This window comes from Acinetobacter faecalis (assembly GCF_034187745.1).
GTDB lineage: Bacteria > Pseudomonadota > Gammaproteobacteria > Pseudomonadales > Moraxellaceae > Acinetobacter > Acinetobacter faecalis.
Genome location: NZ_JAXHPF010000014.1, coordinates 1 through 23,565, shown reverse-complemented (window position 1 = coordinate 23,565; position 23,565 = coordinate 1). Strand labels below are relative to the sequence as shown.

Here is a 23,565-nt window from a genome sequence, read left to right as displayed (position 1 = left end):
GAATGCTCGGCTTATTTTAATTTACTGATTAGCGATATAAACCAACATGAATATGACGACTGCCAACACTGCACGTTTGTTAATTACCTGTGAAGATAAACCAGGTATTGTGCAAGCTGTTTCTAGCTTTTTGTATCATCAAGGAGCAAATATTACAGCTCTAGATCAATATGCTACAGCGGCTCAGGGCGGGCGTTACTTTATGCGTGTTGAATTTGAGTTAGATAATTTACAAAGTCGTAAAGAAAATTTAACGCAAACTTTTGCATCGAACGTGGCAGAACGTTATGACATGCAATGGCGCTTGGCATTGGTAAGTGATGTTAAAAAAGTGGGTATCTTAGTTTCAAAAGTAGACCATGCATTACTTGAACTTTTATGGCGTCATGCACGTGGTGGTTTACCATGTGAAATTACGAAAGTTGTTTCTAATCATGAAACATTACGTGAGTCTGTAGAAAACTTTGGTATTCCTTTTGAAGTTGTACCTGTAAATAAAGAAAATAAGCGTGAAGCTTATGCGCAAATTGATGAGTTAATGCAAGGTAACGATTTACTTGTTCTTGCTCGTTATATGCAAATTCTAGATGAGGAATTTGTACAAAAATGGGAAATGAAAGTCATCAACATCCATCATTCATTCTTACCTGCTTTTGTGGGAGCAAACCCATATAAACAAGCGTATGAAAAAGGCGTTAAGCTGATTGGTGCAACTGCGCATTATGTAACAGCAGATTTAGACCAAGGACCAATTATTGAGCAAGATGTAGAGCGTGTAAACCACGACTTTACCGTAGATCAGCTTCGTGATTTAGGTCAAGATGTAGAGCGCAACGTTTTAGCACGTGCGGTTAAATGGCATTTAGAAGATCGTATTATTGTAGATGGTAATAAGACTGTTGTTTTCCAATAAGTCTTTATTTGATACAGATAAAAAAGCATACTATTAGTATGCTTTTTTTATTGCATATATGAATTATCAGTAATATAAATCAATAAAAAAGTAATAAAAATAGACAAATTAAATGTTGCAAATGAAAACACTTCTCATTTATCATTGTGGCACTTTAATTGTACAGACCGATAAGTTTAATTGCTGATTTAAAATTTACTTTAAATATGTAATTTTGCTTTTGAAGGTAAAAGAATTTAATGACTCAATCTGCCTCACCTATGATGCCTGAACATAATCCGATGAAAAAGAAAGTCGTTATTGCTTTAACAGCAGTAATTGTCGGACATTTGAGTGTGATGTGGGCTTTGAGTCATATCAAAACTTTAGAAATAAAGCCAAATGAAACAAAGCCAATGAGCGTTCGTTTTGTCACAATTGCAGATGAACCCGTTGTTGAGCCTGTAGTAGAACCTGTTGTTCAACCGCCTAAGCCTGAACCTAAACCCGAACCTATTGTGAAGCCAAAAGTAATTGCGCAAAAACAACAGGTAACAGAGAAGAAAGTTCAACCTCAAGAAGAAGTTGTAGATAAGAAAAAACTTGAGAAAGAGCGTTTAGATAAGTTAAAGCAACAACAAGAACAGCAAGAGCAACAAAAGCGTTTAGAACAGCAACAGCGTGATCAACAGCAACGTGAGCAAGCTGAACGTGATCGTCTTGCAAATGAACAACGTGAAAATCAACGTCGTCAGCAAGAACTGAATACACCGAAAAAATTGAACATTGGTCAAATTTCTTGGTCACGTTCACCAAAACCAGTTTATACAAACAAAGATTTACAAGGCTCTAATCGCATTATTGTTGTTTCTATTGAAGCAGATGCGAAGGGCAGTATTACAAATGTACGAGTAATTAAATCGAGTGGTCTTAGCGCCCTTGATGAAAAAATTGTACGCGCTGTAAAAGGTGCAAAATTCAAACCATATAAGGAAAATGGTATTGCATATCCGTTTAAAGCGGATCAACCATTTGAACTTACATTGAATTCTAACGGCTAACATTTATCAGGAGTTCGAGTATGAACTTTTCAGTTTATTGGCAACATGCAGATGCAGTCAGCAAAACACTTTATTTTGTGTTGTTGATTATGTCTATTACAACATGGACTGTTCTTATCTTGCGCTTGATGGGAACGCGCCAACTTAAACAAATCGCTTATGCTCAACTCTCTAAAGCTATCGCTGCATTGAAAAATAAGCTTTCACCTTTATCGTTCGAGCAACGTAAAGCTGTGGCAGAGCAAGCACTTCTTCGTCAAATTTCAGTTGAAAAATCTTCTGCTGAAAAAGGCATTGCAGTGTTAGGAACAATTGCTTCACTTGCACCATTTGTAGGTTTATTTGGTACAGTTTGGGGTATTTTCCATGCATTGGTTGCAGTAGGTAAAAGTGGTCAAGCAGGTTTGGCACAAGTTGCAACACCAGTTGGTGAAGCGCTAATTATGACTGGTTTTGGTTTGGCTGTTGCGATTCCTGCGGTAATTGCATACAACATCTGCATGCGCTTCAACAAAACGTTAAATAACGAATTGCAAGACCATGCACACAGCTTATTAATTGACACAATGTTGCAACAAGATTCATCAACTCAAAAAGTTGAAGTGAAAGCAACAGAAAATGGTTTAGTTGGAGGTCAAGTTTAATGGCTTTTCAATTGGGTGAAGACAACGATAGCGGCATGAATGAGATGAACCTCATTCCACTTATCGACATTATGTTGGTATTGATGATCATCTTTTTGGTGACAGCAACCGTTGCCAACCCATCAATTCCATTAACCTTGCCACAAACGACTGCTGAAATCCAAGATCAGCCACCAAAAGCAATTACTGTAAGCATTAATGCAAATGGTGATGTTGCTTGGGATGATAAAATGATTAGTTTAGATGAGCTAGAAACTCGTTTTAACGAAGCAGGTCAGCAAGCGCAAAAACCAACTGTGCAATTACGTGCAGATAAAGAATCTAAATACGATACAGTTGCTCAAGTAATGTCACGTGCGAGTGAAGCCGGACTCAGTGATATTGCCTTTGTAAACGAAAATTAAAATTTAGAAATTTCTTAAAAAAAGCGATCTATTTAGGTCGCTTTTTTGTGCATGAATTTTATGTTTAACCCTCTATAAATTATTTAAATGATTTTTATGCATACAAAAAAGATTTGAATAAGGTGACTTGTTATCTAATTAATCATATATATTTCGCTTAGGACATTATTCTATGTCTAGTTATTACAGGTAAGCAAAGATAGTGGAATTGCGTAAGTCGCTAGATGCTCAGGCATCTGGCTTAATGGTCATATTGTGTATTGTTTGGGGTATTCAACAAGTTGTACTTAAAATTGCTGCACCTGATATTTCTCCTATTATGCAAATTGCAATTCGGTCTGGGCTTGCAGCAATTTTGGTTTACCCATTAATTAAGCTAGAGCAAGGAACGCATTTATATTCGAAAGAATATTTGCTTCCTGGTGTTTTGGTGGCATTTCTATTTTCTGCTGAATTTGTTTTTGTGGCTGAAGCTTTACGCTTTACGTCAGCTTCTCATACCGTTGTTTTGCTTTATACCGCACCTATTTTTGTCGCTTTAGGTTTGCATTGGAAATTGCCATCTGAGCGTTTATCTGTAATTCAGTGGGGCGGAATTTTTATTGCATTTTCAGGTATTGTTCTATCTTTTATGGGACGTGAGCAAAAAGCAGGTGTAGATTTACAGCAAGTATTATTTGGTGATGTTCTAGCGCTAAGTGCAGGCATTATGTGGGCGTTTACCACTATTGCACTACGTTTAACAAAATTAGGAGATGCTCATCCTACGCAAACGCTTTTTTATCAATTGGTAGGTGGTTGCTTGTTCTTATTGCCTGTTGCATATTTTACAGGGCAAACACTTATTCATTGGACAGTACTTACTTTAAGTAGTTTGGCATTCCATGTGCTCATTATGTCATTCTTTAGTTTATTGCTTTGGTTTTGGTTGCTTAGAAAATATTTAGCAAATGAACTAGGTGTTTTTTCCTTTTTAACGCCAATTTTTGGTATGGTCTTTGGCATTGTGTTTTTAAATGAAAGCATTGAAACCAATTTTATTTTAGGCACTTTGCTTGTAATGGCAGGTGTATTTATTGTGACGCTCCATCAATGGATTAAGCGCAGTTTGGCTTTTCCTAAATCTCTTAGATAAATTTAAAAAATGAATACTGTAAATAAATATACATGGCTAGGTTTTAGTTCAATATTAATTTGGGCTAGTTTGGTGGCAGTTGTAAAACTCATTACTGAACAAGTGACACCTGTTTCAGGCATCGCCATGATTTACAGTTTTAGTGCTTTATGCATTTTAATATTTGGAAGCATGCCATCACTTAAAGAAATGCCGAAAGCATATTTATATGGCTGCGGTATTTTATTTGTTAGTTATGAAATTTTATTCTTAATTTCTATTGCGTTGTCACATAACCATGAACAAGTTTTAATTATTGCCATGATTAATTACTTATGGCCGCCCATCACTATTTTATTTTCTATATTTGCAAAGCAATTAAAGTTTAATAATTTTGTTTTTGTTGGATTTTTTTTGGCTGTAATAGGTTTGTTGCTTGTGGTGAATCCAAGAATATTGGAAATAGCACAGTTTATTCATGTATTAGAGCAAAATCCCAAAGCGTATTTCTTTGCCTTTTTAGGTGCAATTTTGTGGCCGTGCTATAGCGTTTTAACGAAAAAATATGCACAAGGTTATAATGCTGTTCCTTTATTTTTTGTACTGACTGCGGTTTCTTTATGGATTCTACACTTTGCATTAAATGAACCATTCATTATGCCAAGCTTGAACTTATGGTTAGCAATTGCAGTTGTGGGAAGCTTGATTGGTATTGCATATAGCAATTGGAATCAAAGTTTACAATTTGGGAACATCCAAGTATTAATTTTAGCAACGTACTTTATGCCAATTTTATCATCCCTAATGTCTATGCTTATTTTAGGTGTAATTCCTTCTTTTGCATTTTGGATTGGTACAGCATTGGTGACAGTGGGTGCATTAATTTGTTGGAAATGTACGTTTGCAAACAATTGAATCAATTGTGAAAATAGCGAATTAGAAAGCCCTTTATAAAAGGGCTTTCTAATTTTAAGAAGATTACTTTGCTTCAAATATTTTAGAAAGAGGAATAGAGAGCTTCGCAGATAAATAATCATCTGCTTCAATAAGTGCAGGACCTATTTTTTCCATCCATTCATCATTTTCAAGAACATCACCAATGTCATGTTTATGCGGTAATGAATAAGGCAGATTGCTATAAAAACTCCAAAAGTCGACTTGAGATAAGTTTCGAACAAGCACGAATTTGTCGTCATCTGTACGTTTAATTAAATCTTGTTTTTCGAGCATTAAAATATATGAAGGCAAGCGTCCAATTTCATCACGCCCTAAAACTTCCAAGGCTTCGTGTTCACTAACAGACTTTCCAACTTTTTGTTTTTTATAGAAGAGTTCAAGTAAATCTAAAAGCATGAGTAAAGGATGACGTTTTTGATCTTTTCCTGAATTAAATGCAGTTAAGGCGTAGCTAATTTCAACACCAAGTAAAACAATATTCCATGACAGGAAAATCCATAAAAGGAAGATTGGAACAGCAGCAAAAGCACCATAAACAATTTGGTAACTGGTGAAATTCGACATGGTATAGCCGAATAAATTTTTCAATAATTCAAACACAACAGCACTAAATAGACCCGCAATAAATGCAGCTTTTATAGGAACATTACGGTTGGGAATTGTCCAATTTAGAATAAAAAAACCAATAACAGTGAGGGAAAATGAAATTGCCCATAAAATAAATGCACCATCTAACTCATAGCCTGCAAAGTTATTGCTTAATACATTCATAGATGCGAGCGTTGATGAAATAACAAAGGCACTGCCAAGTAAAATGGGACCTAAAGAAATAATTGTCCAATAGCGCATAAAACCTAAAATACCACCGCGTGTTTCTTTTACACGCCAAATTCGGTTAAACACCGTTTCAATACTCGTGAGCATCATCACTGTAGTAAAAAATAAGAACAGCACGCCAATAATGGTCAAATTGCTCGATTTTTCTGTAAATGCACTTAAGGCTTTGTCGAATGCAATGGTGGTATTGGGTAAGAAATTACTATAAATGAGTTGCTGTAATTGTTGTCTGGCTGGTTCTAGTGCTTTAATTGAAGAAATAATAACAAGAAAAACAGTAAGCATTGGTACTACAGCAAACAGGGTTGTATAAGTTAGAGATCCTGCTTGTTCACGGCAACGGTCTGCTTCAAAGCGTCGTAATACAAACAAAATAAACTGAAACCATGTCTTTTCATAAAAAGGTAGTTTTTTAAAATACTCAATGATCATGCTTTAGTAATCTCAATTGTTTTTAATGATATTTCTCAACTTTCTTTAATAAGCTTACCCAAAAAAAGATAAAAATACCGTATAGTTTTCTTTTTTGTTCCGTTTGTTAAAAATATGCAACCCTACATTTTAGTTCTATATTACAGTAAATATGGCTCAACAAAAGAGATGGCACATTTAATTGCAAATGGTGTCGAATCTACGGGCATGGCTGTAAAAATTCGTACAGTTCCTAATTTATCAACTGTGGTAAAAGAGGCGGAGCCAAGTATTCCAAATGATGGTGATATTTATTGCACCTTAGATGATTTGGCTAATTGTTCAGGTTTGGCATTAGGCTCACCAACACGTTTTGGTAATATGGCATCGGAACTGAAGTATTTCTTAGATCAAACAACAAGTTTATGGCTAAATGGTGCATTACATAATAAACCTGCAAGTGTATTTACTTCTTCAGGCTCTATGCATGGCGGGCAGGAAAGCACTTTATTGACTATGCTTCCACCGTTATTTCATCACGGGATGATAATTTTGGGTTTAACCAATGCAAAGCCTGCATTATCGAATACTAAAACAGGTGGAACACCTTATGGTGCAACGCATGTAAGTGGACCACGACACGACCAAAGCCTAAGCCAAGATGAAAAAGGCTTATGTGAAGAGCAGGGAAGACGACTTGCTGAAACCGCGTTGAAATTATTGAAATAATAAAATGAAAAGGAGAATATTAATTCTCCTTTTTTTCTGCCTTAAAACGTTTGCCACATTTGTTACATTGGTAATCTAAGAAAATTCTTTGATCGACAATAACACCTGCTTTTTTGCCAAAACGATGACCTAAAAAACCACCCGTAATACCTACGCTAATTGCACCAACGAAAGTTCCTACAGTTCCGCCTACAATAATGCCTAACGGACCTGCAACTGTTCCAATAGCAGCACCAATAGAAGCACCAGATGCTGCACCACCAACAGTACCTGCTGTTGCTCCTGCACCACTAAGTAATACGCCGCCTATTTTTTGAAGGTTTTGTTCATGGTTGCGTTGTTCAATTTCGCTAGATCCACATTTAGGACATTGCATTATCTTATTCCTTGATTTGTGTGTTTTTAATAAAACACTTTAAATGCTTATTTTGAGTTTAACCGACTCTTTAAGATAATTGGATATAAAAAAAGCGCCAATTGGCGCTTTTTTTATTTTCACGAATATTAATCGCGAACAAATTCAACAGTGCCATTTGCTAAAGATTTAACACGAGCTAAAGATTCTACGCGGTAACCTTTTTCAAGAAGTAAATCACGACCTGGTTGGAATGATTTTTCAATCACAATACCAATACCAATAACTTCAGCATTTGCTTGGTGAATTAAGTCTGCAAGACCTAAAGCTGCTTGACCATTTGCCAAGAAGTCATCAATAACCAACACTTTATCAGTTGAGCTGATGTGTTTGTTTGAAATCGCAATTGTGCTTTCAATTTGCTTAGTGAAAGAGAAAACTTTAGAACGATACAAATCATCTTTTAACGTTAAAGATTGGTATTTACGTGCAAAAATTACAGGAACACCAAGCTCTAAACCAGCCATTACTGCAGGCGCAATACCAGAAGCTTCAATGGTAATAATTTTTGTAATACCCGCATCTTTGAATAGACGAGCAAATTCTTGACCAATGAGTTGCATCATTGCAGGGTCAATTTGGTGATTTAAGAAAGAATCGACTTTCAGAACTTCCTCAGAAAGGACGATACCTTCAGCTAAGATTTTCTGTTCAAGTGCTTGCACGGGAGAATCCTCAAAAGCAGTTGCTTTTTAAAGCAAAAGCGTATTTTAAAAAGCAACTGAAAAAATGCAAGCGAAATTAACAAATTCCTTAACTTGTTTGTCCTTTATAGCTTGTTAGTAACAGTCCATAAGATGTTTTTTTATCGACATGGGTTACTTTTACAGGCAGGTAATCTAATTTAGGTGCTAACCAGAAAATTGTTTCACGACCAGGTTTATCGTGCTTTAACACAACTTTCATGGTGTCGAAAGTACCATAGCTTGTAGTTACTTTTTCATTTCCTTGTTTTACAAATTTACGTGCTTCAATTTCTTTTGCATCAGCAAGATAATAATTCGATTTTAATGTGCCTTTTTTCAAATCTTCACGTAACTGAAGTTCTGCATTTAGCTCATCTAAAACACCTGCTTTCCAAGAAAATGAACGAGTTTTATCATCTTTTTTGGTATTAATTAATTTTGTACTTGGATTAAAGTTAATGCTCATAGTGTTGTTATGAACAAGAACCTTACTTGTGCGGCTAAAGCTTGTAGATGAAATTTGTCCATTATTCAAAGTGAATTTACTAGTTTCAGTTGCAGAGGCTAAACCAACTGCTTTTGCAACAAAAGCGTATGACCAATTGTTGCCAGACTTTGCTAATGTACGTGTCGCTGAACCAATATTTTTACCATTGTAGCTAAACTGATAACCCGCCTGAAATGGACTCATTGCAAAGCTTTGGCTTGAAATTGTACCCAATACCGCCGTTACTGTAAGAGCAGAAGTAAGGCTGAGAGTTTTTAAAATTTGTTTAGCCATATATTAAATGTCCTTTACGTAATGGAAGATGAGTTCCACAGCTTGAAATGAGTTTTAATGATTATGCATTTAGATCATGAAGATAAATCTTAGATTTTTTTCTTTTCTGTATCTGAAATGTAGCGCTGTAAATTGCTATAGCATCGTGGGCTATTTCTGTTTAATTGGCGTAACGTCAGATTCAGTGAAGTCTGCAACATTACTTTCTAGTCGCTCACTCGACATTTTGCTAAAAAGCGCCACTAAATTTACATTACCAAAAACCACAAGTTGAGCTTCACGAAGTACAGCGTGATTTACGTTTACCTTGGCTAAAGTATCAATAATCGATTTATTTTTGCCAAGCCAACGGTTTAAGTCTAAATAAAGTAAATCATCTTTTACTTTAATCACATTTAGTTTTTCTAAAATCATGCCTAAAGGATCTTTATTTAAAACTTTTTGATAGAACCATAAAGCACATTGAACACCACCTTTATGAAACACACTTGGATATTTAGCATCTAAAATTGTAGTTTCACTAATTTGTTCAAATACAATCAACTGAGATTTTTTATTGAGTTCCATCAGCGCAAGTTTTAAATCGACACTTAATGTAATATTTAGCCCGTTGTAATCTAAGGTTGCATAAAGGCGTAACCAATCATCATGTAAATCTACATGAAGATCTTTTAACATTTTTACATTATCGGTAACGAAACGCTGAAATGTGGCGTTCAGAAACACTTGAGACATTGGAAATTCACGCTCGTCTTCAATGTAATCTTCAGCTTTTTGATAAGCTTGTTTTAAGCGAGCGGAGATATTTGAAATGATCGTTTGCATATCGTGTTCCAATGATTGGGTCTATCTTTGACTCAAATTACTTTAATTGTATTAAAAATTCGAGTTTATCGCTTGCAGTTTATCAAAATAAATAGCACCATTTTCAATAGTTTATATGCTTGATTTATTTGTTGATAAGTTTCGCTTTTATCTATAAAAATAGATAACTCGATCTATATTATTCTGTTTTTACAGTTTGGGAAAACCGACTTTTGTCCGTTTATTGTGATGTCAATTAAAATATTTTTAACACCTTTTAGAAGCCACTGGTGGCAAGATTCTATTTTTACTGCATCATTGTTGATTGCAGGATTTTTGCATCTCATTGTTTTGACTCTACAATTTGCAGAGCCTACAGCAACTGACACATCGACAAAAGATATTGCAGTTTCTATTCGACCTGCTGAAAAAGAAGTAAAAAATGCAGATTTTTTAGCACAAGAAAATCAACAAGGGGCGGGGACATTTCGTGAAGCTCATCGGATATCAAGCGATATGCCTGCTGCGATGGAAGACTTAAGCACGGGTGAACAGCAACTTAAAAGTTTAGAGCAAATGCAGCAACAACGTGAATTGAGCTTTGAAGAAAAAGTGTTAATGACCACGTTAAGTTGGAAAAAAGAAGCAGAGCAAAATAACCGTAAAAAAGCGATGGAGCAGCTTAATAGCCAGTTTCAAGCCAAAGCAGCAATGGTTGCAAGTATTGAAGCACAATATTTAAAACGTCAACAAAATTTCAGTCGTACTCAAAAAGTAAAAACTTTAGATGGTATTCAGGCTAAGAAAGACGTTTCAGCAGCATATATGGATAAATTCCGTGAAAAAGTAGAATTTTATGGTAATAGATATTATCCAGAACAAGCTAAACAAATGCGTTTATCTGGTGAAGTTCGCTTAATGGTTATCTTAAATGCGAATGGCGGTATTCGTGCAATTCGTTTAATTGATAGTTCAGGTCATGCCATTTTAGATGAGGCAGCTAAAGCCTCGGTTCGTAAAGCAGCACCGTATGGTGCATTCGATTCTAAAATGAAAGATATCTCAGAGCTTCGAATTATTCGTACTTGGCGTTTTGATCCTGCTGAAGCTGAAATTGAAGTGAACTAAAGCTTTCAGTCTATTTCCTTCTCCTTCTAGGAGATAGTTAAGTAGAGGTCTGTTCAATTTTCTCAAATAAAAAAGCGAGCTCTAGCTCGCTTTTTAAAATTCAGAATTAATCTTGTTCTAAATATGGATTTTCAAAACCTAATTTAGCAAGAATTTCAATTTCCAATGCTTCCATTTCGTCTGCATCTTCATCTGAAGTTTCGTGGTCATATCCCATTAAATGCAAAGTTCCATGAACAAGCATATGGGTGAAGTGAGTGAGTGGAATTTTATTTTGTTCCTGAGCTTCGCGTAATACAACAGGAATGCAAATGACTAAATCGCCAATTGGAAATGAATCTAAAATTTCAGCCATTTCATCGGGAAGGTCACTTGGGAAAGATAAAACATTGGTCGGTTTATCTTTGCCGCGATATTCTAAATTGAGTTTGTGGCTTTCATCATTATCGACACATGCAATACCAATTTCACAATCGCTTTTTGTGTCGATATGGCGTAAAGCTGTTTCTACAACTTTTTTAATATGAGCACGCTTCAAGACCAATTCAGGTGCTTGAAAATCCTGTTGTAGAGAAAGACTAAGCTTCAAAACAAATCCTTAAATCATGTTTAAATTAGTCTTGTGCATCTGCTGCGGCATCATTTTCAGCAATTAATGCCGCTTGGAGCGCTTTACGTTCCGCACGAGCTTCTGCACTAAGACGTTGTTGTTCGCTATCCCATCCTTCGTATGCTTCAACAATTTTTTGTACCAATTGATGACGCACAACATCGCGTGAGTGGAAGCGAGTAATATGAATTTCTTTTACATTTTCAATAACACGTAAGGCGTGTGATAAACCCGATTGTTGTCCTCGCGGTAAATCAACCTGTGTTACGTCACCTGTAATTACGGCACGTGAACCAAAACCTAAACGCGTTAAGAACATTTTCATTTGTTCAGGTGTGGTGTTTTGTGCTTCATCAAGAATAACGAAAGAATGGTTGAGTGTACGGCCACGCATATAAGCAAGTGGAGCAACTTCAATGACTTGGCGCTCAATAAGTTTTGCAACTTTTTCAAAGCCAAGCATTTCGTACAATGCATCGTAAAGTGGACGCAAATACGGGTCAATTTTTTGGGTTAAATCGCCCGGTAAGAAACCGAGTTTTTCACCCGCTTCAACAGCAGGTCGAACCAGTAAAATACGTTGAATTTCATTACGCTCAAGCATATCTACAGCGGCAGCAACTGCAAGGTAGGTTTTACCTGTACCGGCAGGGCCAATACCAAATGAAATATCACTTTGTAAAATGCGCTGAACATAACGCTTTTGGTTTGCACCACGCGGGTTGATACGACCTTTTCGAGTTTGTAAATAAACATCTTCTAGACCTGTATGTTCTTGGTCTAAATCTGTTTGTAGTTCACGGTCGGTTTGGCTGCCTTGAATCATAAGATGCAAGGTGTCTGATGAAATCTGCTGAGATAGTTCAGCTTCGCTATGCAGACGTTGGAGCAAGCTTTCGGCTCTCTCGACTGCTTCTAGATCACCATCGACAAAGAATTCTTCGCCACGATGGGAAATTTGGACATTTAAACGTTGTTCGATTTGTTTTAAGTGACCGTTATAAGCACCTAACATATTCTTTAAACGGTCAACTGAAACACCAGGAAAAGCTACTGTACGTCGAATCGTTGCAGTCAAGAGAGTTCCTTAAAAGTAATCTTGTTATAGCCCTACATTACGCCACGTCAGGCTCAAGATTCAAGAGCTCACCGTAAACTAAATTTAAAGTTTTTATTTCAGTGATTTCAATTTCAGCAAAGCGACCGACCCAAGATGCATCACCAATAAATGTCACATAACGCGTGTTGTCTGCTGTACCCACTAAAAGGTCAGGATCTTTGTCAGAAACTTTTTCAATAAGAACACGTTGGATTGTGCCTAGCATTGCATCTGTCTTATCAATACTTGAGCGTTTAATCCATTGTTGGACTTTAGCTAAGCGTTCTTTTTTCACATCTTCAGAAATTGTATCTTCCAATTCTGCCGCAGGAGTTCCCGGACGTTTTGAATATACAAAGCTATAAGAATGGTCAAAGTCCATGTCTTTAATAAACTGATAGGTTTCTTCAAAGTTTTCATCTGTTTCGCCAGGGAAACCAATAATGAAATCTGAAGATAAATGCATATCTGGACGAACTTTACGTAACTTGGCAATTTTTTCGATGTAAACATCAATGGTATGGTTACGCTTCATCGCCTGAAGGACATCATTTGAACCACTTTGTACAGGCAAATGAAGGTGAGAAACCATTTGTGGTAAATCTCGGTAGCATTGAATTAAGTCATCGTTAAATTCAAGCGGGTGAGATGTGGTGTAACGTAAACGACCAATTCCCGGAATTTCTGCAACTAAACGAAGTAAATCTGCAAATGTACAAATTTCACCTTCGAAAGTTTCACCACGGTAGCCATTTACGTTTTGACCTAATAGTGAAATTTCACGAACGCCTTTTTCTGCCAATGTTGCAATTTCAGCAAGGACATCATCGAGTGGGCGTGAAACTTCTTCGCCACGTGTATAAGGCACAACGCAGAAAGAGCAGTATTTTGAACAGCCTTCCATAATTGAAACAAATGCTTTATGACCTTCAACGCGCGGTTCAGGTAAAAAGTCGAATTTTTCAATGTCAGGGAAAGAAATATCAACCAGTTTGATTTTTTCTTTTTTGGGTTTTTCAATTTGGTCAAAATGCTGATCGAGCATTTGTGGTAAACGGTGTAAAGTTTGTGGACCAAAAATCATATCAACATAATTGGCACGTTTTTGAATGTTGTCACCTTCTTGAGATGCAACACATCCACCAACACCAATAATTAGGTCCGGATTTTTTTCTTTTAGCTTGCGCCAGCGACCAAGTTCAGAAAATACCTTTTCTTGTGCTTTTTCACGAATGGAGCAGGTATTCATAAGTAGAATATCGGCCTCTTTCGGATCTTTGGTTAACACATAGCCGTGTGAATCGCCTAGTAAATCTGCCATACGATGACTGTCATACTCATTCATCTGACACCCTTGCGTTTCGATGAACAGTTTTTTTACTGAACCGTTGGCTGGGGTGTGCTGTGGCTGGGTAACAGTGTTTTCTGAGGCAGCTTGGGCACTATTTGGAATGAAGGTTTGAACCGTCATGTAGGCTCCTAAAAGATAAATCTTTATGAAACATGCTCTTGTGGCAGTATAGAAGACCTAGTGGCATTCCACATGTGTTCTATCTGCACGATAAATATTGAGCAAAAAATCAAGGAATGTAAGAAGGCGCATAGTTTAGCAGGAAAATGTAAGAAATTTATAATTTAAAATAAGTGTGTATTTTTATTGATTTATGAAGGGAAAATGTTTGAAAATTAATATTGTTTAATCATAAGGTTACACAACAGAACAATAGAGTTATTTCAAAATAACTAAACTGTTAGGCGCTGTTGGTTAATTTCTATATATAAAAGGCACAGTAATGGAAGAAAGCACAAATATGCTCGCAATAATTAAAAAAGAAAAACAAGGTTATAAACGTCTTGTATTAAGTATGAGTTCTTTGTGTCTTTTTTCTTTTGCACATGCAGAAAATGAGCAGTTTAACGATGCTTTAAAGGCATCAAGTGCTGGAAATACACAAGCCTTAGAACAATATCAAAATTCTATGCAAAATGATGTTTTGGGTTATTACCCAGAATATTGGCTATTAAATAGAAATTTAGCATCACAGCCTGCAAGTGCCATTATTAGTTTTGCTCAGCGCTATCCTCAATCTGCTATGGCTGAAAAACTTGCTGCCGATTATGTAGAAGAAAAAGTAAAACAAGCCGATTTTTCAAGTCCATTGCCCGTTTTGCAATATGTGACTAATCCAGATCAAGCGGAAAGTTGTGCAATGGCACAAGTTCGTGCACGTTCAGGCGATCCATTGGTTTATGCAGAATTTAAAGATGTTTGGTTAAGCACAAGCTCTCAATCTGATTTTTGTCATGGTTTGGCACGCATGATGTCATCTAGCCCTTTAATGACAAAAGAAGATAAAGAACAGCGTCTTTGGGGGCAATTGCGTTCAGGAAAAAGTGGTCAAGCTGTTACAACAGCACAAAGTTTAGGATTGAACTTAACGCTAGCTCAATTTAATTCTATTCAAGCAGCTCCTTTAAATTATATTTGGTCTGCACCTAAAAGTACGGATGCAGATTATGCATATTTAATTTTTGCGATTGGGCGTTTGGCAGAAACAGATTTAAACTCAGCACTATCTTCGGTAAAACGTAGCGCTGAAGGCACACCTGAGATTATCCAAAAAGCGTTATACAGAACTGTTGGTTACATTGGTGGCACAACAGTGATGAAAAACAACTTCAATAAAGAAGTTTTAGATGTTTTAGATGCAAGTTATGGCTTGCCATTTAGCCCAGAAGAGGCGGAAATTTATGCACGTCAAGCAATTCGTTTTAGTGGCTGGGAAAGTTTAATTCGTGCAATTGATGCAATGTCAGTTACTCAGCGTGAAGAAGATCGTTGGCAATATTGGTTGGCTCGTGCATATGAACAGCGCACAGATTCAGCTTCACAACGTACATCAAAAGAAATTTTTAAGAAATTGGCTGAAGGTACGGGTTATCACAACTTATTAGCCAAAGACCATGTTGGGCAAACTTATAACTTATCATCTAGTTATGAACCATCAAATAAAGATATTCAACGTTTAAGCCAAGATATTCATTTTAATCGTGCATTTGCTTTACGAGATATTAATGCACCTGTCACGTATATTAATCGTGAATGGAATTGGGCAGTTCGACAAGCATATTTAAAACATGATGATGAACTGATTCTTGCAGCAGCAAAACGTGCAACAGACATGGGGTGGTATGATCGTGCAATTTATGCGGCAGATCGTACGGTAAGTAAATCAAACCATCTTTATGGTTATGCAACACCACACAGAGGTTATGTTGTAAGTCATAGTCAAAATGCTGGAATTGATCCTGCATGGGCGTACGGAATTATGCGTCAAGAAAGTCGCTTTAATACTGCTGCGCGTTCGCATGTTGGGGCAGGCGGTTTAATGCAAATCATGCCTGAAACTGCAAAATTGGTTGCACGTAAAATGGGTGAAACTTACAACCCTGCTGCGTTATCAGACATGAATGTAAATATTAGATATGGGACTTATTACTTATCGACTATTCAAAGTCAGCTCAGTAATAATGCAGTGATTGCCACAGCAGGCTATAACGCAGGACCAAATAGAGCACGTCGTTGGCAGCCTGAATATCAAACTATTGCAGCAGATCAATACACAGAAACTATTCCGCTAAGTGAAACTCGTGATTACGTAAAACACGTTATGACAAATGCAGTTCATTATGGTTTATTACTTGGTCAAGGTCCGCAATCTATTGGAAAACGTATGCAAGTTATTCCTATGCGAAACGTAACTCAATAGTGGTAATACACGGTTAAAGCCAGTTGCTTTATTAGGTAAGGTAAAGATGAGAAAAGGGTTTCAGCAAAAAATGATAAAACGAAGCATGCTTGTTATAAGCACGCTTTGTTCATGCTTTGTGACATCTTATCTTTATGCAAATAAACCTGTGGGATACGTTTTAGATATTCAAATGACACCTGCAATTTGTTTGCTAGATACATCTAAAGTAAAAAAACGAAAGTGTATGGAAGGTTATACATTAAATATTGAGGGTTTATATCCTGAAACCACGAGTAAGAACTGCTCTACAGACACCTCAGCAACTTTACAGCCTTTACAAGCAAAAGTTGTTGCGCGGGTAATGCCCGATGAGGCAGCTCGACGCCAATTGTGGGCTGCTGTGGGTGGTTGTACGGGAACAAATGCAAGTCGATATTTTAGAACCGTAATTAACTATGCAGAGCGTTTAAAAATTCCTTCGGTTATGACAGGGCAGGAAACTAAACAAATTCATACTATTTCTTTACAGACCATGTTTGTACGTTTAAATAAAGGGTTATCTGCAAATAGTATTCGTTTTCAATGTATGAAACATCGTAATACAACCTACTTAACATCTTTAAATGTATGTTATGCGTCAGATGGTCAATATAAGGCCTGTTCCAATAAAGTCGTTTCAAATTGCACAGGAACTTTTACAATTAAAGGCTCTTACTAAGCTTTTTCATATTTTAATTTATATTTTCTATCAGACTTTTGTTCAATTAGATTCTGTTTTACATGCATCGTACGAATGATTGGAGTACAATCTTTGCCGTTTATGATGATTAAGATTAAATAGAACAGCTATTTAATTGCATTGACTATCCTCTCAATTGGAGATAATTACATGAAGCAAGCAGTTCGTGTTGCCGTTACTGGCGCAGCTGGTCAAATTGGTTATAGCTTATTATTCCGTATCGCAAGCGGTGAAATGTTGGGTAAAGACCAACCAGTTATTCTTCAATTATTAGAAGTTCCTTTTGAGAAAGCTCAACAAGCGCTTAAAGGCGTAATGATGGAGCTTCAGGACTGTGCATTCCCACTTCTAGAAGACATGATTGGTACTGATGATCCTAAAGTTGCATTTAAAGATGCTGACTATGCATTATTAGTTGGTTCACGTCCTCGTGGTCCTGGTATGGAACGTGCTGACTTATTAAAAGTAAACGGCGAAATCTTTATTGGTCAAGGTCAAGCGCTTAACGAAGTTGCTAGCCGTGACGTTAAAGTTCTTGTTGTAGGTAACCCTGCTAACACTAACGCTTACATCGCTATGAAATCTGCTCCAGATCTTCCAGCGAAAAACTTCACAGCAATGTTACGTCTTGACCATAACCGTGCAGCTTCTCAAATTGCTGCTAAAACTGGTAAAGCAGTTAAAGACATCAAAAACCTTACTGTTTGGGGTAACCACTCTCCAACAATGTATGCTGACTACCGTTTTGCAACAATCAACGGTGAAAGCGTTAAAGACATGATCAACGACCAAGATTGGAATGCAAACACATTCCTTCCTACAGTTGGTAAGCGCGGCGCTGCAATTATTGAAGCTCGTGGTCTTTCTTCTGCTGCTTCTGCTGCTAATGCTGCAATCGACCATATGCGCGATTGGGCTCTTGGCACAAATGGCGAATGGGTAACTATGGGTATTCCTTCAGACGGTTCGTATGGTATTCCTGAAGGCGTAATGTTTGGTTTCCCTGTTACAACTGAAAATGGCGAATACAAGATTGTTCAAGGTCTTGAAATCGACGAATTCAGCCGTGACCGTATCAACTTCACGTTGAACGAACTTGAAGAAGAGCGCGCAGCAATTGCTGACATGCTTAAATAATTTAATCTTTCCAGATTAAGTTTAAAAAGGCACCCCATTTGGGGTGCCTTTTTTAAATAAAAATAAAGTGAAAAATATATGTAATTTAAAAAAAAACTGTTATAAATGATTAAATAATAATAATTTTAAGGAGATAACAATGCAAAATGTACAAATCACATTGGAGACGTTATTTCAAACCTTGGGGCTTGCTTCCGATGAAAAAGATATGGATCTTTTTGTAGATAATCATCAATTAGATGCAAGTGTAAAACTAGAAAATGCACCATTTTGGAATGATGAGCAGCGTCAAATTTTAGCAAACTACAAATCAACCAATGAAGAGTGGGTAATTATAATTGATTTGCTTGATGAGCTTTTACATGGTGAATAATAAAAGCAGTTAGAATGTGTATAAGTGACTGAAAGTATTGTGTAAAAAAACAACAGCCCATAAAAATATTATCGTTAAATTTAAAGATCTAAATATGCAAATATAAGGATCAAAGAATGCTAGATATGGACGTAACACAAGAATTATTGTTTCAACAACTCGGTTTAGACAGCTCAAAAGAAGGAATTGAAAAATTTATCGATACACATCGTTAGATTTGAATACAGCTATGCCCGCAGCAGATTTTTGGACAGACTCGCAAAGTAATTTTCTAATTAGTCATTGGGGAAAAGATGACGAGTGGTCTATGGTGATAGATCAGTTAAATGAACAACTTCATAATGATTAATTAAGTTATAAATAGAAACAAATTATTTAGACACATCGCTAGTTTTATTTGTTTAATTCTTATAAGCTGATTAAATAACAAACTACAAATAAGCTGATAAGGAGGGCGAAAGCTCATGCAGAACAAACCATCCTTAGAATTATTATTTTCACAACTTGGGTTAGCAAATAGTGCAGCTGCAATAGAATTGTATGTACGTACACATCAGCTACCAGCCAATGTGTCACTTCACGATGCGCCTTTTTGGAATAAAGCGCAGCGCTCACTTCTCATTAGCCATTTAGTTCAAGATGATGATTGGGCAATATGGGTAGATGAATTAAATCAACAACTACATTTAGATGCTTATAAGTTACAAGCTGTTTGAACTAATTTCTTTCATAAAAATAAAAGCCTCAATTGAGGCTTTTATTTTTGCTATTTATTATTTGAGAGTTAATGAAGCTTGCTTTGAGCAATCTGATTAAACCATTTTTCATCTTTAAATGTTTTGAACGCAGCGTGTTGCATCAAAATTTCTAAATCGTAAATTGGTGTTTTACTATATTTAGTCAGCCAATGGCGTGTCATTGAAGGCTCATTTTTTATTGAAGATGCATAAGCCAAGAAGAAATAAATGTCGCCGTGTTCAAAATGAGCCATCGGCTTCATAATTTGCTGGGTAATAATGGCATAACGCTGTTCTTGGGTTATTTCAAAAAACATCATATATGCTTTAGCCAAATGCAATGATAGGTTGATATACAACTCTAACGGCATTTCTTCAAACTCAACACGCGCTTGTTCTAAAAGTACAATCGCTTCTTGTAAAAAATGAACTTTTTCTTGGCGATGTTCGCTAATTTCAACCAATTGAAGACGTAAGTCTGCACGTTCCAATGCAAGAACAGGAGTATTTTCTTGTAAAAAAAGTTGGTCAGTTTCGCCAAGACGTTGAATAATTGTCTTTGTGTTTTCGCGCATTGGAAACATCCTCATTGAATCATCTTCACTATATGAGGATGTTTTTTGGAATTTAAAGTTACAAAATAGAATCGTTGTGACGAAGCCATGCAGTAATAGATAGTCTTTGATGCTTTGCTTTTAAAACTTCGTGTAATAAATCACTTTGAAACAAAGCGACTCTATTAGGTTTAGGTTGTAGCGTATGCCATTGATCATTTTTATCTTGTAGGCGTAATTCACCACCCCAATCATCTTGCCAATCTTCATGTAAATAATAAACTGCAGAAATGATGCGACCATTTTTACCTTGTGGATTATCACGGTGCAAAGCATAAAACTCACCTGAGTTATAGCAAGCAAAGTGAGCTTCTATATTATTGATTCCTAAATAAAATGCACGATTAAATTGTTCTGCAAGTACATAAAGTGTTTTTGTATGTTGATGCGATATTTTTAATTCTTCATGTAGCCATAAAATATGATCGCTACGTATATTTGAAACAATTCCATTTTGAATCGCAGCATCTCTAAACTGATTTAAATGAGATGTGCATTCCTCTACAAGTTGATGAATATATTCAGAAGAATAAGCGTCATCAATGATAGAGAAGCCGTGTTGATCTAAATCATCTAAGATTTGATCAACATTCCAAGACTTTGGGAGAAGGACTGCTTCCATCGCTTAAAACTCAAAATAAAAAAATGTGTCTGCTATTAGAACAAGATATGCTTCTGAATGAAACTAAATTTCATGCTAAAATACTCGTTGATATGAGGAATAAATGAAACATGAATTACCGTCACCATTACCATGCAGGCAACTTTGCCGATGTCATGAAGCATGTCCTATTGCTTCAATTACTGACTCGACTCAATGCAAAAGATAAACCTTATCGCTATGTAGATACGCATGGTGGTGCTGGTAAATATGATTTATCAACATCTGAAGCGCAAAAGTCAGGTGAGTTTTTAACGGGTATTCACCGTTTAGTTAAACTAGATGATTCTATTAAACGCAATGCGCCAGAAGGTGTTCAACAATATTTAAAAGTTGTTGAAAACATGCGTGAAAACTTTGGTAAGGGTGCATACCCAGGCTCGCCATGGTTTGCGCTTGAAGGCATGCGTGAAATAGATAAAGCCACAATTTTTGAAATGCAACGTGATGTTTTTCAACAATTACGTCATAACATTTTTGACAAGCGTGCAGGCTTACATGAGCGTGATGCTTATGAAGGTCTTTTAGGTGTTATTCCACCGAAAGAAAAACGTGGTTTAGTGATGATCGATCCTCCATATGAAGTGGAGCGTAAAGATTTTCCTCAACTTGTTGAATTAATTGTTGCTGCATACAAAAAATGGCCTACGGGCGTATTTGCGATTTGGTATCCAATTAAAGACCGCGCGATGATTGAACGTTTTGAAAAGAAAATGTTTAAAACAGGTATTCGTCGTCAGTTGGTGTGTGAAGTATGTGTATGGCCAGATGACACACCTGTTGGTCTAAATGGTTGTGGTTTGTTGGTGATTAACCCACCATGGAAGTTTTCTGAAGATGCTGATGAGGCGTTACAATGGTTATTCCCACATTTACGCATGAGCGAAAATGGCGGACATGCTGCTGTACGTTGGTTAGTTGGCGAATAAGTTAAAATGAATCAGAAATGGTCACATTTAGGAATGAAGAATGACAAATACAAATAAACCTGAACGGGAAATATCTTCAACGAAAGAAAGTACCTTTGATGGAATTACTTTCGAAGTTGAAGAGGAAGAGCATACCCATGAAGGGCAGAAAGTAAAACGTCGTGGCATTTACTTGTGGCCAAATCTAATAACAACGGCTGCGTTGTTGTCTGGTTTTTACTCCATTATTGCAAGTATGAATCAAGACTATACGCATGCTGTTTATGCAATTTTTATTGCAGCATTATTAGATGGTTTAGATGGTCGTGTAGCACGTGCAATTGGTGCGCAGAGCCCATTTGGCGAACAGTTTGATTCATTGTCGGATTTGCTTGCTTTTGGTGTAGCACCAGCCATTTTAATGTATAGCTGGAGCCTTCACGATTTAGGTCGTATTGGTTTGGCAGCTTGTTTTGTGTATACCGCATGTGCAGCATTCCGTCTAGCACGTTTTAATGTACAAATTGGCGTGGTCGATAAACGCTACTTTATTGGTGTTGCAAGCCCACTTGCAGCAGTCATGATTATTTCACTTGTACTTGTTGCACGAGATTTTCCAGAATTCTTCAACTTGCAAGAACTTGGTGGTCAAATTTTAAATGCTGTAATTATTATTGCAGTTGGTTTATTAATGATTTCCAACATTAAATATTATTCATTTAAAACAGTAGAGCGTAAACGCGTTCCATTTTTTGTATTACCTATTATCGTATTTGTATTTGCCGCGATGACTTACAATATCCCAGTAGGCATATTTGTGATCTCAATTATTTATGCATTATCTGGTTTTGTTACAACATTCTTAGCGCGAAATAATCCCAAAACATGATGAATTAAAATGAGGAGTTCGATATGGCGTTGTTTTTCGATTTATTAGATCAATCAAAACAATGTAATCGAGCTTCTCAGAATTCACTCGATCAACTGCCTTTTCATGCTCCAAATAATAAATATAAAATTACGCATCACGCACTTATCATTCCAAATCTTCCTGCGCCTTTACATTATTTTAATTTCTATAGCTTACTTGGGCAGCCTAATGCACTTGCTTTGCAAAATGAAAGTAGTATCAATACAAGTCCTTTAGATACAGCAACAGTCTTTAATAGTGTAAGTGGAAAAATGGCAGGATGTTTACATTCATATTCAATGGAAAAAGACTGTTCATTTTTACAAAATCAATTTCAATTTTCAGATTGTGAAAGAATTCAGGGGGAATTTCCTAATTTTCAAATAGAGCGAGAAGATGCTGAATTAAGTTTTAAAATAAGAATTACGGCTACAAATACGGTTTCACATTTTATTAAATTAAGAATGACATTGGCGGAGCATTGGTCATTATTGTGTAAATGTGAAGGTGAGATTATTTATCAGAAACAAAAAATAGAAATTAATCATCTGGGGACATTTGATTTTGCAAGAACAATAAATTTTCCATATATCCCATTTGCTTTTTATAGCTATCAAATTGTTAATCTAAAAAATGATAGACAACTTATTTGTATGCAAATAAGAAATGAGATAAATGAAATTTTACAATCGCGAATTTATTTAAGAGATGGACTTAAGCAAACAACGCAGATGTTTGATGAATCTGTGGAATTTAATATTTATAGAATATATCCACAAATTACAACGCCAAATGGTCATCAAATGTATTTGCCAAGAGAGTTTGAATGGAAACATATCAATAAAGATGGCATTCAAATCATTTTAACCGCGCAGAGTCGGGGAGATTTTAAGTTTGGACTTGGGGCTGGATATGTTGGAAGCTTTAATTATTCTGTAAATATCAATAATGATGAGGAAATTGGCGAAGGTGGCTACTGTGAATACATCGATTGTCGCGCTTTAAGGTGGCAAGAACAAAATAAAGAAGATAAAAATATAAAAAATACAGCTAATTTTGTCCCATTTTTAACCAAGAGATAATAAAAGTAGTAGTTTTTTGTAGAATAAATAAGCAGATGGTGTTTTTTGTTTAAAAAGGGGGTTGTATTGGATTATGAATA

General features: G+C 36.2%; 26 protein-coding genes and 1 pseudogene. 17 read left to right on the top strand and 10 right to left on the bottom strand.

Features of this window, described 5'->3' with window-relative positions:
- Positions 1-46 precede the first annotated feature (46 nt).
- The 6 genes from purU (at position 47) to yddG (ending at position 5,030) form a co-directional block, all read left to right on the top strand.
- The gene (gene purU, locus SKM54_RS12125; RefSeq protein ID WP_154773368.1) at positions 47-913 is read left to right on the top strand and encodes a formyltetrahydrofolate deformylase; all 867 of its coding nucleotides are present in this window, start codon (positions 47-49) and stop codon (positions 911-913) included.
- A gap of 239 nt (positions 914-1,152) precedes the next feature.
- A complete protein-coding gene (locus SKM54_RS12120) occupies positions 1,153-1,953 on the top strand; it encodes an energy transducer TonB (protein WP_228273460.1) in 801 nt (266 codons plus the stop codon).
- A 20-nt stretch (positions 1,954-1,973) separates the two neighbouring features.
- Positions 1,974-2,597, top strand: coding sequence for a MotA/TolQ/ExbB proton channel family protein (locus tag SKM54_RS12115; RefSeq protein ID WP_154773369.1), 624 nt, complete (start codon positions 1,974-1,976; stop codon positions 2,595-2,597).
- Positions 2,597-3,001 (top strand): ExbD/TolR family protein, encoded by a 405-nt coding sequence (locus tag SKM54_RS12110; RefSeq protein WP_154773370.1) that lies wholly within the window; start codon positions 2,597-2,599, stop codon positions 2,999-3,001. The genes SKM54_RS12115 and SKM54_RS12110 overlap by 1 nt, the downstream gene beginning before the upstream one ends.
- 202 nt (positions 3,002-3,203) lie before the next feature.
- On the top strand, positions 3,204-4,136 hold the full coding sequence (locus SKM54_RS12105) for a DMT family transporter (protein ID WP_321095462.1): 933 nt from the start codon (positions 3,204-3,206) through the stop codon (positions 4,134-4,136).
- Positions 4,137-4,145: 9 nt separating this feature from the next.
- Complete coding sequence (gene yddG / locus SKM54_RS12100) at positions 4,146-5,030, top strand: aromatic amino acid DMT transporter YddG (RefSeq protein ID WP_321088866.1); 885 nt, start codon at positions 4,146-4,148, stop codon at positions 5,028-5,030.
- Positions 5,031-5,093: 63 nt separating this feature from the next.
- On the opposite strand, the gene SKM54_RS12095 is transcribed toward yddG, so the two are convergent.
- Entirely contained in the window at positions 5,094-6,341 is a 1,248-nt protein-coding gene (locus SKM54_RS12095) for a YihY family inner membrane protein (protein WP_321088865.1), read from the bottom strand.
- 114 nt (positions 6,342-6,455) lie between these two features.
- Between SKM54_RS12095 and wrbA the strand changes: the two genes are divergently transcribed.
- Entirely contained in the window at positions 6,456-7,049 is a 594-nt protein-coding gene (gene wrbA, locus SKM54_RS12090; protein ID WP_154773373.1) for an NAD(P)H:quinone oxidoreductase, read from the top strand.
- Between the two features lie 19 nt (positions 7,050-7,068).
- Here wrbA and SKM54_RS12085 read toward each other — a convergent pair whose 3' ends face one another.
- The 4 genes from SKM54_RS12085 to SKM54_RS12070 form a co-directional block, all read right to left on the bottom strand.
- Positions 7,069-7,425 (bottom strand): hypothetical protein, encoded by a 357-nt coding sequence (locus SKM54_RS12085; protein ID WP_248103210.1) that lies wholly within the window; start codon positions 7,423-7,425, stop codon positions 7,069-7,071.
- Between the two features lie 128 nt (positions 7,426-7,553).
- The gene (locus SKM54_RS12080; RefSeq protein WP_171501335.1) at positions 7,554-8,129 is read right to left on the bottom strand and encodes a xanthine phosphoribosyltransferase; all 576 of its coding nucleotides are present in this window, start codon (positions 8,127-8,129) and stop codon (positions 7,554-7,556) included.
- Between the two features lie 88 nt (positions 8,130-8,217).
- Entirely contained in the window at positions 8,218-8,931 is a 714-nt protein-coding gene (locus tag SKM54_RS12075; RefSeq protein WP_321095460.1) for a DUF3108 domain-containing protein, read from the bottom strand.
- A gap of 150 nt (positions 8,932-9,081) precedes the next feature.
- Positions 9,082-9,756, bottom strand: coding sequence for a hypothetical protein (locus tag SKM54_RS12070; protein WP_321095458.1), 675 nt, complete (start codon positions 9,754-9,756; stop codon positions 9,082-9,084).
- A 228-nt stretch (positions 9,757-9,984) separates the two neighbouring features.
- On the opposite strand from SKM54_RS12070, the gene SKM54_RS12065 reads away from it, so the two are divergent.
- Positions 9,985-10,863: an energy transducer TonB gene (locus tag SKM54_RS12065; RefSeq protein ID WP_321095456.1), complete on the top strand. Its 879-nt coding sequence runs from the start codon at positions 9,985-9,987 to the stop codon at positions 10,861-10,863.
- 106 nt (positions 10,864-10,969) lie between these two features.
- On the opposite strand, the gene ybeY is transcribed toward SKM54_RS12065, so the two are convergent.
- Genes ybeY through miaB form a run of 3 tightly spaced genes read right to left on the bottom strand, consistent with a single transcriptional unit; the run spans position 10,970 to position 14,043 of the window.
- Positions 10,970-11,452 (bottom strand): rRNA maturation RNase YbeY, encoded by a 483-nt coding sequence (ybeY, locus tag SKM54_RS12060; protein WP_154773378.1) that lies wholly within the window; start codon positions 11,450-11,452, stop codon positions 10,970-10,972.
- A gap of 25 nt (positions 11,453-11,477) precedes the next feature.
- Positions 11,478-12,551, bottom strand: a complete 1,074-nt coding sequence (locus SKM54_RS12055) for a PhoH family protein (RefSeq protein ID WP_321088666.1) — start codon at positions 12,549-12,551, stop codon at positions 11,478-11,480.
- A 37-nt stretch (positions 12,552-12,588) separates the two neighbouring features.
- Entirely contained in the window at positions 12,589-14,043 is a 1,455-nt protein-coding gene (gene miaB, locus SKM54_RS12050) for a tRNA (N6-isopentenyl adenosine(37)-C2)-methylthiotransferase MiaB (RefSeq protein ID WP_248103214.1), read from the bottom strand.
- A 340-nt stretch (positions 14,044-14,383) separates the two neighbouring features.
- Here miaB and SKM54_RS12045 point away from each other — a divergent pair, with 340 nt between their 5' ends.
- The 6 genes and pseudogenes from SKM54_RS12045 (at position 14,384) to SKM54_RS12020 (ending at position 19,289) form a co-directional block, all read left to right on the top strand.
- Positions 14,384-16,342 (top strand): lytic transglycosylase domain-containing protein, encoded by a 1,959-nt coding sequence (locus SKM54_RS12045; protein WP_407061308.1) that lies wholly within the window; start codon positions 14,384-14,386, stop codon positions 16,340-16,342.
- A gap of 46 nt (positions 16,343-16,388) precedes the next feature.
- Positions 16,389-17,042 (top strand): ribonuclease T2 family protein, encoded by a 654-nt coding sequence (locus SKM54_RS12040; protein ID WP_407061182.1) that lies wholly within the window; start codon positions 16,389-16,391, stop codon positions 17,040-17,042.
- 171 nt (positions 17,043-17,213) lie between these two features.
- Entirely contained in the window at positions 17,214-18,200 is a 987-nt protein-coding gene (locus SKM54_RS12035; RefSeq protein WP_154773383.1) for a malate dehydrogenase, read from the top strand.
- Between the two features lie 139 nt (positions 18,201-18,339).
- A complete protein-coding gene (locus tag SKM54_RS12030; protein WP_154773384.1) occupies positions 18,340-18,573 on the top strand; it encodes a DUF2789 family protein in 234 nt (77 codons plus the stop codon).
- A 116-nt stretch (positions 18,574-18,689) separates the two neighbouring features.
- Positions 18,690-18,922, top strand: a pseudogene (locus SKM54_RS12025) (DUF2789 family protein).
- 115 nt (positions 18,923-19,037) lie between these two features.
- The gene (locus tag SKM54_RS12020) at positions 19,038-19,289 is read left to right on the top strand and encodes a DUF2789 family protein (RefSeq protein ID WP_154773386.1); all 252 of its coding nucleotides are present in this window, start codon (positions 19,038-19,040) and stop codon (positions 19,287-19,289) included.
- 68 nt (positions 19,290-19,357) lie between these two features.
- On the opposite strand, the gene SKM54_RS12015 is transcribed toward SKM54_RS12020, so the two are convergent.
- Together SKM54_RS12015 and SKM54_RS12010 are read right to left on the bottom strand one after the other, a co-directional pair.
- The gene (locus tag SKM54_RS12015) at positions 19,358-19,885 is read right to left on the bottom strand and encodes a hypothetical protein (RefSeq protein WP_321095451.1); all 528 of its coding nucleotides are present in this window, start codon (positions 19,883-19,885) and stop codon (positions 19,358-19,360) included.
- Between the two features lie 58 nt (positions 19,886-19,943).
- Positions 19,944-20,546, bottom strand: coding sequence for a 2OG-Fe(II) oxygenase (locus tag SKM54_RS12010; protein WP_154773388.1), 603 nt, complete (start codon positions 20,544-20,546; stop codon positions 19,944-19,946).
- 110 nt (positions 20,547-20,656) lie between these two features.
- Between SKM54_RS12010 and SKM54_RS12005 the strand changes: the two genes are divergently transcribed.
- From SKM54_RS12005 to SKM54_RS11995, 3 genes are read left to right on the top strand one after another with little or no spacing between them, the layout of a single operon-like run.
- On the top strand, positions 20,657-21,514 hold the full coding sequence (locus SKM54_RS12005; protein ID WP_154773389.1) for a 23S rRNA (adenine(2030)-N(6))-methyltransferase RlmJ: 858 nt from the start codon (positions 20,657-20,659) through the stop codon (positions 21,512-21,514).
- Positions 21,515-21,554: 40 nt separating this feature from the next.
- Positions 21,555-22,382: a CDP-diacylglycerol--serine O-phosphatidyltransferase gene (gene pssA, locus SKM54_RS12000; RefSeq protein ID WP_154773390.1), complete on the top strand. Its 828-nt coding sequence runs from the start codon at positions 21,555-21,557 to the stop codon at positions 22,380-22,382.
- Between the two features lie 23 nt (positions 22,383-22,405).
- Entirely contained in the window at positions 22,406-23,485 is a 1,080-nt protein-coding gene (locus SKM54_RS11995) for a DUF6670 family protein (RefSeq protein ID WP_321095449.1), read from the top strand.
- Positions 23,486-23,565: the final 80 nt, after the last annotated feature.